The organism is Mesobacillus campisalis, from assembly GCF_000986785.1.
Lineage (GTDB): Bacteria > Bacillota > Bacilli > Bacillales > Cytobacillaceae > Mesobacillus_B > Mesobacillus_B campisalis.
This window is the reverse complement of the sequence record NZ_LAYY01000007.1, coordinates 142805-156464: the sequence shown is the minus strand read 5'-3', so window position 1 is coordinate 156464 and position 13660 is coordinate 142805. Positions and strand designations below refer to the sequence as shown.

The 13660-nt window shown below is 47.2% G+C and carries 17 protein-coding genes and 1 pseudogene; 7 read left to right on the top strand and 11 right to left on the bottom strand.

The annotated features are described in order from the left end of the window. Window positions 1-12 precede the first annotated feature (12 nt). Together WQ57_RS08300 and msrA are read right to left on the bottom strand one after the other, a co-directional pair. The gene (locus tag WQ57_RS08300) at window positions 13-1839 is read right to left on the bottom strand and encodes an assimilatory sulfite reductase (NADPH) flavoprotein subunit (RefSeq protein WP_046523278.1); all 1827 of its coding nucleotides are present in this window, start codon (window positions 1837-1839) and stop codon (window positions 13-15) included. Window positions 1840-2007: 168 nt separating this feature from the next. Further along, a complete protein-coding gene (gene msrA, locus WQ57_RS08295) occupies window positions 2008-2964 on the bottom strand; it encodes a peptide-methionine (S)-S-oxide reductase MsrA (protein ID WP_046523277.1) in 957 nt (318 codons plus the stop codon). Between the two features lie 220 nt (window positions 2965-3184). Between msrA and WQ57_RS08290 the strand changes: the two genes are divergently transcribed. After that, window positions 3185-4024: an STAS domain-containing protein gene (locus tag WQ57_RS08290; RefSeq protein WP_046523276.1), complete on the top strand. Its 840-nt coding sequence runs from the start codon at window positions 3185-3187 to the stop codon at window positions 4022-4024. 74 nt (window positions 4025-4098) lie between these two features. On the opposite strand, the gene WQ57_RS08285 is transcribed toward WQ57_RS08290, so the two are convergent. Further along, complete coding sequence (locus WQ57_RS08285; protein WP_046523275.1) at window positions 4099-4359, bottom strand: hypothetical protein; 261 nt, start codon at window positions 4357-4359, stop codon at window positions 4099-4101. Window positions 4360-4485: 126 nt separating this feature from the next. On the opposite strand from WQ57_RS08285, the gene WQ57_RS08280 reads away from it, so the two are divergent. Further along, window positions 4486-5214, top strand: coding sequence for a hypothetical protein (locus WQ57_RS08280; RefSeq protein WP_046523274.1), 729 nt, complete (start codon window positions 4486-4488; stop codon window positions 5212-5214). 45 nt (window positions 5215-5259) lie between these two features. On the opposite strand, the pseudogene WQ57_RS08275 reads toward WQ57_RS08280, so the two are convergent. The 3 genes and pseudogenes from WQ57_RS08275 to WQ57_RS08265 all read right to left on the bottom strand — a co-directional run bounded on the left by WQ57_RS08275 (window position 5260) and on the right by WQ57_RS08265 (window position 6992). Beyond that, window positions 5260-6392 (bottom strand): annotated as a pseudogene (locus WQ57_RS08275) (alcohol dehydrogenase catalytic domain-containing protein). Between the two features lie 148 nt (window positions 6393-6540). Next, window positions 6541-6768, bottom strand: a complete 228-nt coding sequence (locus WQ57_RS27405; RefSeq protein WP_338151895.1) for a spore coat protein — start codon at window positions 6766-6768, stop codon at window positions 6541-6543. Between the two features lie 14 nt (window positions 6769-6782). Further along, on the bottom strand, window positions 6783-6992 hold the full coding sequence (locus WQ57_RS08265; RefSeq protein WP_046523273.1) for a hypothetical protein: 210 nt from the start codon (window positions 6990-6992) through the stop codon (window positions 6783-6785). Window positions 6993-7131: 139 nt separating this feature from the next. On the opposite strand from WQ57_RS08265, the gene WQ57_RS08260 reads away from it, so the two are divergent. The 3 genes from WQ57_RS08260 to WQ57_RS08250 all read left to right on the top strand — a co-directional run bounded on the left by WQ57_RS08260 (window position 7132) and on the right by WQ57_RS08250 (window position 8006). Further along, entirely contained in the window at window positions 7132-7410 is a 279-nt protein-coding gene (locus tag WQ57_RS08260; RefSeq protein WP_052948686.1) for a hypothetical protein, read from the top strand. Beyond that, window positions 7407-7709, top strand: a complete 303-nt coding sequence (locus WQ57_RS08255; protein WP_046523272.1) for a spore coat protein — start codon at window positions 7407-7409, stop codon at window positions 7707-7709. Before WQ57_RS08260 ends, WQ57_RS08255 begins: the two co-directional genes overlap by 4 nt. A gap of 102 nt (window positions 7710-7811) precedes the next feature. After that, complete coding sequence (locus WQ57_RS08250; RefSeq protein WP_046523271.1) at window positions 7812-8006, top strand: H-type small acid-soluble spore protein; 195 nt, start codon at window positions 7812-7814, stop codon at window positions 8004-8006. Between the two features lie 50 nt (window positions 8007-8056). Here WQ57_RS08250 and WQ57_RS08245 read toward each other — a convergent pair whose 3' ends face one another. The 5 genes from WQ57_RS08245 to WQ57_RS08225 form a co-directional block, all read right to left on the bottom strand. Then, complete coding sequence (locus WQ57_RS08245; protein ID WP_084820214.1) at window positions 8057-8494, bottom strand: DMT family transporter; 438 nt, start codon at window positions 8492-8494, stop codon at window positions 8057-8059. 42 nt (window positions 8495-8536) lie between these two features. Then, window positions 8537-8923 carry a gamma-glutamylcyclotransferase family protein gene (locus WQ57_RS08240; RefSeq protein ID WP_052948685.1) on the bottom strand — a complete coding sequence of 129 codons (387 nt, stop codon included), beginning with the start codon at window positions 8921-8923 and terminating at the stop codon, window positions 8537-8539. An 80-nt stretch (window positions 8924-9003) separates the two neighbouring features. Beyond that, window positions 9004-10452, bottom strand: coding sequence for a sodium/pantothenate symporter (gene panF / locus WQ57_RS08235; RefSeq protein WP_046523269.1), 1449 nt, complete (start codon window positions 10450-10452; stop codon window positions 9004-9006). Further along, entirely contained in the window at window positions 10449-10736 is a 288-nt protein-coding gene (locus WQ57_RS08230) for a YhdT family protein (RefSeq protein WP_046523268.1), read from the bottom strand. Before WQ57_RS08230 ends, panF begins: the two co-directional genes overlap by 4 nt. A gap of 88 nt (window positions 10737-10824) precedes the next feature. Next, on the bottom strand, window positions 10825-11382 hold the full coding sequence (locus tag WQ57_RS08225) for an HD domain-containing protein (protein ID WP_046523267.1): 558 nt from the start codon (window positions 11380-11382) through the stop codon (window positions 10825-10827). 235 nt (window positions 11383-11617) lie between these two features. On the opposite strand from WQ57_RS08225, the gene WQ57_RS08220 reads away from it, so the two are divergent. Both WQ57_RS08220 and WQ57_RS08215 read left to right on the top strand, forming a co-directional pair. After that, entirely contained in the window at window positions 11618-12451 is an 834-nt protein-coding gene (locus WQ57_RS08220) for a glycerophosphodiester phosphodiesterase (protein WP_046523266.1), read from the top strand. 188 nt (window positions 12452-12639) lie between these two features. After that, window positions 12640-13602 carry a S8 family peptidase gene (locus WQ57_RS08215; RefSeq protein WP_046523265.1) on the top strand — a complete coding sequence of 321 codons (963 nt, stop codon included), beginning with the start codon at window positions 12640-12642 and terminating at the stop codon, window positions 13600-13602. Window positions 13603-13660 lie beyond the last annotated feature (58 nt).

Here is a 13660-nt window from a genome sequence, read left to right as displayed (position 1 = left end):
CTTCCATCCAAATCAATATACATCCCGCTGATAGCGTTTTTGCTGCTGCATTGCCGCAAGGTACTCTTCGGCCCTATCAAGGCTCATGCCGCCTTCTGACGCAATAATTTCCAGCAGGGTATGATGCACATCATGGGCCATATTCTTTTCATCGCCGCAAATATAGAAGGCCGCTCCTTCCTCAAGCCACTTGAAAAGCTCCTTGCTTTGCTCGAGCATACGGTGCTGAACATAAACCTTTTCGGAAGTGTCCCTTGAAAAGGCAACGTCCATCCTTGTCAGCACACCCTCTTTAAGCCATTTTTGCCACTCAATCTGATAGAGGAAGTCGGTAACAAAATGCTGGTCGCCAAAAATCATCCATGCTTTTCCTTCAGCGCCGGATTCTTCCCGCTCCTGCATGAACGCACGGAACGGCGCAACCCCTGTTCCCGGACCAACCATGATAACCGGTGTTTCCGGGTTTTCTGGCAGCTTAAAGTTGGGATTATGCTGCACATAAACCAAAACAGTGTCCCCCGGCTGAAGGCGCTCGGCACACATGACCGAGCAGACGCCCTTGCGATCCCGACCGTGGGCCTCATAGCGAACCGTACCTATTGTGAGATGGACCTCATCAGGATTCGCTTCAAAACTGCTGGCAATGGAATACAGGCGTGCCGGCATTTTACGAAGAATGGAAACGAATTCCTGTGCCGAGAAAGACCAAGGGCCGAAATCACGAACCAGGTCAAGAAGGTCCCGGCCCTCCATATAGGCTTTTTGGCCTTCCGAGCCTGGCGCAGCTAGCTCATGCAGCTGCTGGTTTTCTGTGAATTTTACCGCTTTCTCTAAAAGAGGCTTGGTCAGGACGGTAATTTCAAAATATGTGCTTAGGGCTTGCTTCAGCGACATGCCATCTCCCTGCTTGTTGACAATGACTGTTTCGTCCGGGTTAAAGGCAAGTTCCCCAATAAGCTCATGAACTAGTTCAGGGTCATTTTCAGGGATGATACCAAGGCTGTCGCCCGGCTTGTAGCTTAGCCCCGATCCTTCAAGGGAGATTTCCAGATGACGGGTTTCCTTATTGGAGCCCCTGCCATTCAGATTTATGTTTGCAAGCACTTCGGCTCGAAACGGATTTGTACGCGAATACTCTACCTCTGTTGGCTGTGTTACGGCTGCATGCTGCGACGAAGTTCCAGCAGCAGATGCGGATTGACCATGCGTTTCCCCTAGGCTGGACAATACGCCTTGCAGCCATTCGGCAGCTGGTTCATCATAATCCAGATCACAATCAAAACGTGGATACAATCTGGTTCCGCCGAGCTCTTCAAGCCTGGCATCAAATTGCTTTCCAGTCTCGCAGAAAAATTCGTAGGAACTGTCTCCTAATGCAAGGACGGAAAACTGGAGATTTTCAAGTTTTGGCGCACGCCTTCCATGCAGGAATTCATGGAACGACAATGCATTGTCAGGCGGGTCTCCCTCGCCGTGTGTGCTGACTACAATCAGCAGATTATTCAGTTTTTTAAGGTTGTTTGGCTTGAAATCATTCATCGACATGACCTCTGCCTTATAGCCACTGGCTTCAAGCTTCTTGCCTGCGCCCTCCGCCAGGCGTTGCGCATTGCCTGTCTGGGAACCGTATAGAATGGTTACTACTTTGGAGACTGGTTGCGGAGCTGTAACAATTTGTTCTGCAGTCTGTTCTCCTGATGTTCCAATGACCACCGCCTGTGAAGCGGCCAAATATCCGCTGAGCCAGACTTTCTGGGAGTCGCTCAAAGTCGGCAGCAAGCGGTTAAGGAGCTCTGTTTGCTCCTGATTAAACGGGCTGTTAATAACCTGAAGTTGCACTAAAATCCACCTCACAAGGAATCAAACAATTGTAATTTTTTCCTGATTAAAGAAAAAAATGATTACTATAATCATAATTTTACTATTCCTATAAGTCAAGTCGGTTTTATCTAAAATTTCCCTCTTTGCGTAAAAAAGCACAAGCTTCCAAACTGGAAGCTTGCTGGCTTAATAAAACAGCTTGGCGAATTGTCCGTATCCCTCTTCCTCAAGCCTGTCTTTCGGTATAAACCGCATAGCCGCAGAGTTTATGCAATAACGGGAATGGTCCGGTCCTGGACCATCGTCAAATACATGACCCAGATGGGAGTCGGATGTTTTGCTGCGTACTTCAATTCTCCTCATTCCATATGAAGTATCCAATTTTTCCTCCAGCTCGGATCGGCGCAGCGGCTTCGTAAAGCTTGGCCATCCGCATCCTGCATCATATTTATCCAATGAGCTGAATAGGGGCTCGCCGGAAATGATATCCACATAGATCCCTTCCTCTTCATTGTTCCAGTACTCGTTGTCGAACTGCCGCTCTGTGGCATTGTTTCTCGTCACTTCATATTGAAGCGGAGTCAGCATCTCGCGCAGTTCCGCTTCACTTTTTAGCTGTTTCCAGTTTTCACGGATAAACCGTGCTCGTCCGGAACCTTCTTTATAAAGGTTGTAGTGAAAAGAATTCTTCTTATAATAATCCTGATGCTTTTCTTCTGCTTCGTAGAAAGCGGTCGCCGGCAAGATTTCTGTTACAATCGGCTTCTTGAACTTGCCGCTTGCAGCCAGCTTCGCTTTGGATTCCTCCGCCATTTTCCGCTGCTGTTCATTATGGTAAAAAATTGCGGTGCGATAGGAGAGCCCTCTGTCATTGAACTGGCCGCCCGGGTCGGTTGGATCAATCTGCTGCCAAAAAGTCTCCAGTAATTTTTCATACTGGTATACATCAGGGTCAAAGGTGATTTGCACAGCTTCATAATGGCCGGTTGTATCACTGCATACCTCTTCATAAGTAGGGTTTTCCTTGTGGCCACCTGTATAGCCTGACACCACTTTTAGTATGCCTGGCTGCTCGTCAAACGGCTGGACCATGCACCAAAAACATCCTCCTGCAAAAGTTGCAACTTCTCTGTGCTCTGGCATGTGTTGCCACTCCTTTCCTGGGTTGCTGGACAGCTTCAGTCCGTCACTATTCTTCATTTTACTGAAAATTTGGTTGCTTGCAAAGTTATACATTACATGGTTAAGAACCTGTTCTATATGTTAACATAAATACAGGAGTTTCCACTATCTACATAGAATAAACTGTTAAACAGGTAATCGCTTTAGACTAATCATAACAAAGCATAAGGAGGATTTTTCTATGGACACGACTTTTGAACAGAATTCAGAAATTACCAGGCATATCCTGAATAATAAACAGAACTTTGAGAAAAAGCTGCTGTCTGAGGCTGTAAATGTAGCTGGGAAAATTCATGATATCCTGAGAGAGGGAAATATAGATCTATTGAAAAACGCCCAGAAACTAGTAGTATATATACTCAAAAAACAGGAAGACAAATTGGCCGAGTTTGCAAAACAGGAAGGGATTTCCTGGGCGAAATATTCACTGACCCTCTCATTTAAACTTGAATGGGTTCAGGCAATCAGAAGGACTCTTTGGCATTTCCTTTATGAGTATGACAAGGAAAGAAAACATGGGGACCAGCTTGACCATTTTTACAAACAGGAGAGAGACATCAATGATATGGTAGACAAATTTCTCAACGATTTTTTTCTGAATTATTCGAGTTATAAGGATGACCTTATTAAATCCCAACGGAAGATCGTTGAGCACTTGTCCGTACCCATCATTCCTGTCAGTTCCTCCATCGCGGTCTTGCCGCTTATTGGCATGATCGATGAGTACCGCATCAAGACGATTGAAGAAAAAGTTCTGACGGATGTGGCCAGACTGAAGGTTGAGACACTGATCATGGACCTCTCGGGAATCGCCGATATGGAAATGGACATCATTGACCACCTTCAGAAGGTGTTGAGCGGAATTGCCATGATGGGATCCAAGGCGGTTATCACCGGACTTCGTCCAGAACTCGTCCGCAAGATGATCCATTCAGGCATTTCCTTTAACAACAAGGCCGAGACCCGGGGTACCCTCCAACAGACACTCCGGCAGTATTTGGAGCTGGAGCCAAATACCTAAATATTAAACGGCCCGCGAATGCCAGGCGGTTTTTAGATTCTGTGCCTGATACACTCCGTGTTTACATAACATTATTATTGGTAGCTTTTTTCTACTTCTGCAAGCTCACTAAGCAGTATGGCCACTTCTTCTCCTGACAGCCTGACAAGCATCTGGTCAAACAGCGAGAGTATTTGGCCTTCCTCATGCTGGTGCTTTTCCAAATAGCCTAATACTTTTTGCATTTGGCCCTTGTTCAACGTTGTCTCTGTATAGTGATGTTTAATTCTCTGAAGGACAAATTCATTCGTACTGCCGTCAAATTCCCCGGCGATCATCTTTCCTTCGAACAGCATGCTGCAACACTCACTTTCTTGTTTTATTCCACTTTTTAAAAAATGTGGAAGGCGAGCATATCCCCCGTCCCTTAACTAGTTTGATTATGTGCAAACCGGCTAAATAAAGGGGAAGGAGGATGAAATATGTCTGATTATGTCAGCTTAGTGTTTGCGCTGGGATTTGTGCTCATTCATTTAACATCAAAGTATATGAAGTTTTTGGACGCTGTTCCACGGAGCCGTTTTTTGTCGGCTGCCGGCGGAGTTGCTGTTGCCTATGTGTTTATGCATCTTTTGCCTGAATTAAACCATTATCAGCAAAAGATGGGTGAAATCACGGAGGAAGGCTTTGCGCTGGAACATCAGGCATACCTGATTGCCATGACTGGACTGGCTGTGTTTTACGGTCTGGAAAGGATGGTGAAAGTATCAAAGAAGAACGGGGATAGCAACCATGCCAGTCCGGGTGTTTTCTGGATCCATATGTTCTCATTTTTTGTCTATAACGCGATTATCGGCTATTTGCTTGTGAGGGGATATGATCGGACTCTATGGAGCCTGTTTTTCTATTTTATCGCTCTGACGGTCCATTTCTTGACGAATGACCACAGTCTTAGGCAGAGCCACAGCAAGCTGTATGACCGCTGGGGGAGGTGGCTGCTGGCTAGCGGAGTATTATTGGGCTGGACAGTTGGCGCCATGACCGCAGTGCATGAACTGGTAGTCTCTTCCCTCTTTGCCTTTCTTGCCGGCGGAGTCATCCTGAACGTACTCAAGGAAGAGCTTCCGGAGGAGCGGGAAAGCAGTTTCCCCGCATTTGCTCTTGGACTTTTGGGATACACGCTTCTTCTGTTTTTAAGCTCGGCATTCTGATCTGGATCCCGTAAGCAGCCCTTCCCGCTAAAGAAGGGCTGTTTTTCATGGCCTGAGAACGACCTTGATACAATTATCAGTACGTGTATCGAAAACTTCGTAACCATGCTTCGCCTGATCCAGCAGCAGAACATGTGTAATGATGTCGGCCATGTCGACCTTTCCTTGTTAAGCGAGATCCTAAAGAAATGGCATATACGGAATGACCGGGGCTTGGCCCATTTTAAGGTCGATATTCCTTTGGAAAAGGTCTCCCAGCGGGAATGCATTGTACCTTCCGCCATATACACCCGTAACTTGTATCGTGCCTGCCTTTCGGACCGCCTGGCTGGCCATGACCAAAGCACCCATCGCACCGCCCTGCAATTTTAGTCCTGTAGCCAGAAATTCAAGAGGGGTGAATTTACCGTCCATTCCTACTGCATCAATGACAATATCCGCCCCCCTAGGTGAGCTCCTTAATGTACTCTCCTGTGTTCCCATGCTGCTCAAAATTAATAGTTTCAACTTTGTTCGTCCGCTTCGCGTGCTCCAGCCGATAATCAATGTAATCGACCACGATGACTCTTTTGGCGCCTTTCAGCCAGGCGAATTTTTGGGCAAGAAGCCCTACAGGACCGCAGCCAAGAACAACAACCGTATCGCCCCCCAGACGCAGCCCCAACCGCCTACTGGAGTGTGGACCATGCCGGTGTCAACAGCAGTGCCAATTTTTCGTCTTCCATTTCACAATCGTCCGGCAGCTTGAAGGGAGTAAAATTGCCATAAGGGACCCTCATATATTCTGCCTGGCCGCCAGCAATGCCGCCATTGCTTTCAGAATAGCCCATGAACCCGCCGATTTCCCCATGTGGGTTGGAATTGTCACACTGGCTCGTAAGGTCGTGGCTGCAATACCAGCAGTGTCCGCACGCAGCGTTGAATGGAATGATTACCCTGTCGCCTTTTTTCGATTTGGTCACATCCGGACCCACTTCCTCAACAATCCCCATTGGCTCATGTCCAATGACAAAGTCGGTAGGAGTATTGGGAATCATCGCATGAATTAAATGCAAATCCGATCCGCAAATGGCCGAGGAGGTGACCTTAATAATGATGTCATCTCCGTTTTTAATGACCGGGTCCTTCACTTCCCTGACTTCGACATTTTTAATTCCCTGATACGTAACAGCTTTCATTATCCATTTCCCCTCCTTTACTCATTCCTTGTGGCAAACATGCCTCTTCTGTCGGTATCCTTCGGAAACAGGTTCATCTCGGCAATTTGGACGGCCGTTTCCGCTGCCTTTAAGTCCACCTTAACTTGGGTTTCAAAATCACTGGGATTCAGCCAGCTTTTTTGATCATCAACTCAGCGATTTCACCATGCAAATCAATGGCTGCTTCCATTTGTCTGGTTAAAGCTTTCCGCAGCACGGGGTTTGCTGTTTCGGTCAGAGCGAACCCATAGTTGCGGATGCCGTTTTTAACGGTCAGAAGAAAATCCATTACAATTGCGGAATCAGCAAGGTTCGGCATGCCTTCCGCGTTCCTTGGATCCAGGTAATCCTTCATGGTTCCACCTCCGTTTAATGCAGTATTTCGTTCTGCTTGTAAAAACTCACCAGCTCATTGACATCCTTTATCGATTGTTGCACATCCTTTTCCATCAGCGCTTTCAGATCATTGTCAAAGCAAAGGGCTTGCATCAATTTGGACCGTAGCAAACAAACTGTTTTAAAATTGAGGATCTCATGTGTTTCCATTGTCTCGTGCAAAGCCAGTGTCTCTTTCTCCATGAGCACACCTCCCATTTTCTTTTAACAAGGATACCTTCTCCTTCAACTGCCAGCTTTTATGCGGATTAAGGTGAGATGAATAATAAAAGGAGAGAGCTGAGAACATAAGAAGGCAAAATTGCAATAATGGAGGGAGTATATGATAAAGTATTTGGGGTTGCATGAAACCCTTGATGTCCATGAGCTGGTCACATTCAAAAACCTTAGTGTCACGAAATCGGCCACAATGAGCAAACTCGTACAAGATCCGGAATTAAAGGCCATCCTGGACACAGAAGCGGTCACAGGCACTAGACATATAAGAAACCTGCAGCATTTCCTGACGAAAAAAAGAGCCCATATAACGGCGGCTGCCGGTACAACACAGGAACAATTGCTTGAAGCAGCCTATAACCGCCAGGAGGAACAGCTAAAATGAACCAGTTGATTCAAAACCTTATAGGAATGGGCGGCTTGACGGACCAGGTCATCGCCACTGATTTCCTAATATCCGCCAAATCGGGAGTTCGCAACTATGCTGTTGCCGTCACCGAGGCCGCTACACCGGAACTCCGGGACGAGCTGCGTGAACAGCTCCGGGCCGCCATAGCTACACACGAAAAAATCACCAATTACATGGTGGCAAAAGGCTTTTACCATCCGCATAATTTGGAGGAGCAGCTAAAAGTTGATCTCACCGCTACCGAAACGGTTATGAACCTGACCGAAAAAATGTAAGGGCAATTCGCCGTCCCCTTGTCCGGGACTGTCGAGATATCTGGATATCCGCCCGCTTGTGCATAACATGGCTGGTTATATTTAAAATTGGAGTGATAAAAGGTGGACTTGAACAGGGTAAAAGAGATTTTATCTGCCGATGAAGAAATCGCTGTGAATTTTCATGGCGTCCCGGTCTGGATTGAAAGCATTGATGGAACGTCAAGCATGGCCGTGATTTCTGAACGAGGGGCACATGACCATTCACGCCTTGTGTCAATCGATGGCTTGGAAGAAGGCCGCAGCACAGAAAAGTAACACAAAAGCACCCGCATGATGTTCCATCAGCGAGTGCTTTTTAACTGTATTTATTTCATGTTAAACACGTAAATAGCTCCAAGCATGACCACCAAGGCAATGCTTTTCTGCATGTCGAGCGGGAACCTTTGACCGCCGAACAAGCCAAAATGGTCGATGAGGGATCCCATCAGCAGCTGGCCGACAATAACGGCCATGAGAGCTGAGGCGACGCCGACTTTAGGGACCACGAGAACCATGACAACCACAAAAAAGGCTCCCAGCAGGCCACCGGTCAACTGGAATTTTGGTACTTCCGAAAATGCCAGAAGACTCCCTTTTCCCGCGAACAGCACCAAAAAGAACAGGGCAGCCGTTCCTATTAGAAAAGACAGGAAAGCCCCCTCGATTGTCCCGACCTTCCTCCCTAATCCCCCGTTAACCACGGCCTGGATCCCCATCGCAATTCCTCCTGCCAGTGCCAGCAGGGAATATATAAACAACTTCAAAATTTCCAGCTCCTTGTATGTAATTCCAATGTATTGCCTTTGTTATTTTGATTGACGGTAGACTATCCAATCACAGCATGTTATGTGAGTCAATTTCCCTTCCTGACGGCCCACATCCAGCAAGAGATACACGTAGGCATCAAATGACCGTTCGGGAGTAAACACTGTCTGGACTACTCTTTCATAAAGATTGTCCCCACCAGGACCAAAGTAGTCCTCCAGTTTGTCCAGCTCGCTTAACTGGTGCTCATTTATTTTATATAATTCCCCAAACACCTTGCCTTCGTCAGCCTGGACCATAAAAGGATATCCGTACGGGGAATCATACAGTTCCCCTTGTGTATAGCAGTCTTGGGAAACGAGGATAGCATCCTTTAAAAAAGAATGATTGCTTTCATTTTTTCTAAGCGTCCCATATACAAAGACCAAAATCGGTTTATCGATCGTGTCCCCCTCATTTCTTTGTCATAATAAAGAGCCTGGAGAGGACCAAGCTCTTGAAACCACCTTTACATTACTGCCTCTGCAGGCTTATTTCCCTTCACTCTCCCAAGCAGGCTTCCCGTCACATAAGCGGCTAAGGAAAACAAAATAGGCAGCACGACGGTGTGAATCCCAAAGGGATTCGGGAAGAAGGTATGAATCAGTATGTAAGAGCCTACCCCGATAACCATGGACGCCAATGCACCATATTTATTTCCCTTTCTCCAGTACAGCCCAAGAACGACTGGCCAAATGAATGCCGCTTCCAACCCGCCAAAGGCAAACAGGTTTAGCCAAATGATCAGGTCCGGTGGGCTGAGCGCCATTAAAAACACTGCGACACCCAGAACCCCAGTAACGCCAAGGCTCACATTCTTCACATCCCTGCTGCTTGCCTCCGGCTTGATATAGTTCAGATACACGTCTTTCACAACAGCCGAACTGACAAGGAGCAATAGCGAATCAACCGTAGACATGATTGCGGCCATCGGCGCAGCCAGCACCAGGCCGGCAAGCCAGGCTGGCAGGACCTCCATTGCAAGCAGCGGCATTACCTTGTCACCCACATCGATACCAGGAAGGACCGGCCGCGCAAAAACTCCAATCAAGTGCATGCCAAGCATGATAAAGCCTACAACAATGGTGCCAACGATGATGGCCGTATGCATCGCCCTTGCATTTTTATAGCTCATCGCGCGGACAGTGATTTGCGGCAGCCCGACAACACCAACGCCGACCAGAATCCAGAAAGATGATACATAAAGTGGTGTCAGGCCTCCGTCAAAACCAAACGGAGTCACCAGGTTCGGATTTTCAGCAGCAAGGTCCGATATAATATTGGATATGCCGCCGCCAGCATAGATGGTCGCTATCAGAAGTATCAGCGTACCGCCAAACATGACGATTCCCTGGGCGGCGTCCGTGAACGCCACGGCACGAAAGCCGCCTATAATGACATATATGACTACAGAAATGGCGAACAGGAATAAAGCGGAGGTATAGTTTAAACCTGTGACCGATTCGATTAACCTCGCACCCCCGACCCACTGCGCTGCCATTGCGGAAAAAAGGAATACGATAATGCTGGCAGCCGATAATAGGACGACCCACTTGCTATCATACCGGGACTTCAGAAAATCAACGAGCGTAATCGAGTTGTATTTGCGTGCCATGATGGCAAATTTCTTGCCCAGGATCATCAAAACAAAATACCCGGTCGCAAGCTGGGCCATCGACAAAAGCACCCAGCCAAGCCCCTGGGTATATGCAGCACCCGGTCCGCCAATAAAGCTGCTGGCGCTTCCGTACGTTGCCGTCATGGTCATCGCCAAAATAAAGCCGCCCAGCTGACGGCCGCCGAGAAAATATTCCTGTATAAAGGAGTCGGAAGAATAAACCTTTTTGCTCGCCCAAAAACCTATGAAAAAGATAACCACCATGAATACCAGTATTGGAGTTAGGATTGCCCAGTTCATGAGTTATGCTCCTTTATATCGTCCTCAAAGGGCACTTCCTTGAAGAAAAATTTGACTGCAAATGAAACTAAAATGACCATTAAGATAAAGCCTGCAACGCAGCTATAGAAAAACCAGGCTGGCAGCCCAAATACGTATGTATAATTTTCGACCGGCCCTGAGCCGAGTCCATAGGCGAATCCATACCACCAGATAAAATTGATGATGACAAGGATGATACCCATCCACGCTTCACGATGGGCGATTTTAAAGCGCGGATCCTTTCCATTGACCCCCTGTTTCATTGATTGTCCCCTTTCATTCTTGTGCTGCTAAAAACACATTTTCATAACCTTATTCTAAATTTAAATCTCTCATTTTGAAACTCTTATTTTATTTCGCGGTTGGGTCCTCCCCGCCAAAAAGCTTCCTTATCTCCTTCCTCAGCTCCTCGAGCAGTGGAAAGTCGGACTGATGGCCAAGACTGTCAGCCAATGACCTATAGTACCATTCCTGCTTGTCCCTGCCGCGGTTGAAACGCTCCCATACCGCCTCGCCTTCCTCCATATGGTCCATGGCAATGCTGCGGAGATTATGGAGTTTATCGGCACATGCTACCAATCTGATGTCTTCCGAAGCATTTTTTAGAAACAGGATCGTATGCTCTTTTCTGCTTTCCCATGACAGCGTCTTGTCGGGCTCTGAACAACCTTCGACAATAACGGCCACATCCTCGCCAAACTGCTCAGAAATCTCCTCAAGGGTAGTCCATGTATCCTCCACTGTATCGTGAAGCAGGCCTGCAGCAACCACTTCATCCCTGCAGCCTTCTTTCAGGAGCATCATACCTACGGCTGCAGGATGCGTGATATAAGGAATCCTTGTCGATTTCCTAAACTGGCCATCATGGGCCTGACTGGCAAATTTAAGTGCTTTCTCAATGATTTCCACGAGTATTCCTCCTATACAGGTATATCCTCATTCTAACTTTTACACATGGATGCGTGCTACAGCCTCTTAAGGCCTGCAGCATCTGCGGCATAAATACAGGGAATTTCACCTGCAAATATGTAAAGAAAAATCCGACAAATGGCCCGTCCCATATTTACAATCTATTTAAACTGCCTCAATAAGCTCCCTTTAAAATTAGTCTTGTAATATAAAAAAGCGACAGGGAGATGGAAAAATGAACATGAAAACGATTTTGGGGACAGGTCTTGCGCTCACCGTTTTGCTAAGCCCCTTTCAGGAGGCAGCGGCATCCGGGAATGTGACAACCGGTGACCTTAGGAAAATTGACAATGTGGCGCACCGCGGGGCAACCGGCTATGCACCTGAAAACACAATTGCAGCTTTTGACAAGGGCGTGGAAATGAAATCCGATTATATTGAAATCGACCTTCAGCGAAGCAAAGATGGCGAATTGGTCATCATCCATGATACGACAGTGGACCGGACAACCGACGGTACTGGCTTTGTAAAAGATCTTACACTTGATCAATTAAGGCAATTGGATGCCGGCAGCTGGAAAGGCGAGGAATTCACAGGAGAACAAATTCCTACTTTTGATGAAATCCTTGATCGGTATCGGGGAAAGGTCGGAATACTGATTGAATTGAAGGCACCTGAGCTATATCCTGGCATTGAGGAACAAGTGGCAAATGAGCTCAAAGAGCGGAACCTGCATATCCCGCAAAATAATAAAATCATCATTCAGTCTTTCAATTTTGAATCCGTGAAAAAAATCGATCAACTGCTCCCACAAGTTCCGGTCGGCGTGTTAACTTCTTCCCGCGCGCATATTACTCCTGAGGCCTTGCAGGAATTTTCCGCCTATGCCGAATGGTTCAATCCTAATTATGGCCTTGTCAGCAAAGACTTAGTCCGCCAGATTCATGAATTGGATATGAAAATTGGCTCCTGGACTGTTCGGAGTCAGGAAGCAGCGGATTTCCTGATTGATATGGGTGTGGACGCCATCATTACTGATTATCCCGATTATGTGGATCCACGAAAATAGCAAGATAGGTCCGGCCGAATTTGAGGCCGGATTTTTTTTAAGTGAAAAACACCGCTTGGTCCTCACGCTCTTTATTTCCAATAATTGAAAAAAATCCATCTTTAGCACCTGTCATCTCATAGATTGAATTGATAGAATAGTAAATAACATCAAGAGCTTGCTAATATAACGAAGGAGGAGGGAGAAACATGGAAAGATATGTACATCTAATTCCGTATAAGTTTGAAGAGCAGCTGGAAATTGTCAACGAGATTCCCAAGGGTGTGGAAATTATCCAGGCACCCGATATTTGGCCCGAAACCAAAGGACAGGGAATTACAATTGCTGTGCTTGACACAGGCTGCGAAACTTCCCACCCTGATTTGGCAGGCAGAATCATTGGCGGACGCAACTTCACAAAAGATGACCAGGGAAATCCCGATATCTTTGAAGACTATAATGGTCATGGCACCCATGTAGCGGGGACAATCGCCGCCGGCCTGAATGACACAGGAGTAGCCGGGGTCGCCCCGGAGGCCAATTTGCTGATATTGAAAGTACTCGGCAAAAATGGGTCTGGCCAATACGATTGGATCATCAATGCCATCCGTTATGCCACCAGCCAGAAGGTCGACATCATTTCCATGTCACTCGGAGGCCCGCAGGATGTAAAAGAGCTGCATGAGGCCATCAAGGAAGCGATTGCCGCCAACATTCTTGTTGTCTGTGCAGCAGGCAATGAAGGAGATGGTGAGGATGCAACGGACGAGCTTGCCTATCCAGGGGCCTACAATGAGGTCATCTCGGTGGGCGCCATTGATCTTGACCGGAATTCCTCCCAGTTTACAAATTCCCATAATGAAATCGACCTGGTCGCACCAGGTGAAAAAATCACCTCCACCTATCTGAACGGAAGCTATGCCACGCTTAGCGGTACCTCGATGGCCACCCCTCATGTCTCCGGGGCGCTGGCGCTGCTGAAGGTGCTTTCCAACACCGCTTTTGACCGGGAACTGACCGTTCCGGAGCTCTACGCCCAGCTGATTAAGCGAACCGTGCCACTCGGCAATTCGCCAAAAGTGGAAGGAAACGGACTGGTATACCTGACCCTCATGGAACACGTTGAAAAGGTATTTGATCAGCAGACTGTACGTATGCTGATTAACCAATAAACAAGACTGGCTGCAATGAGGTTTCATTGCAGCCTTTTTGACCAATCTTAATAATACC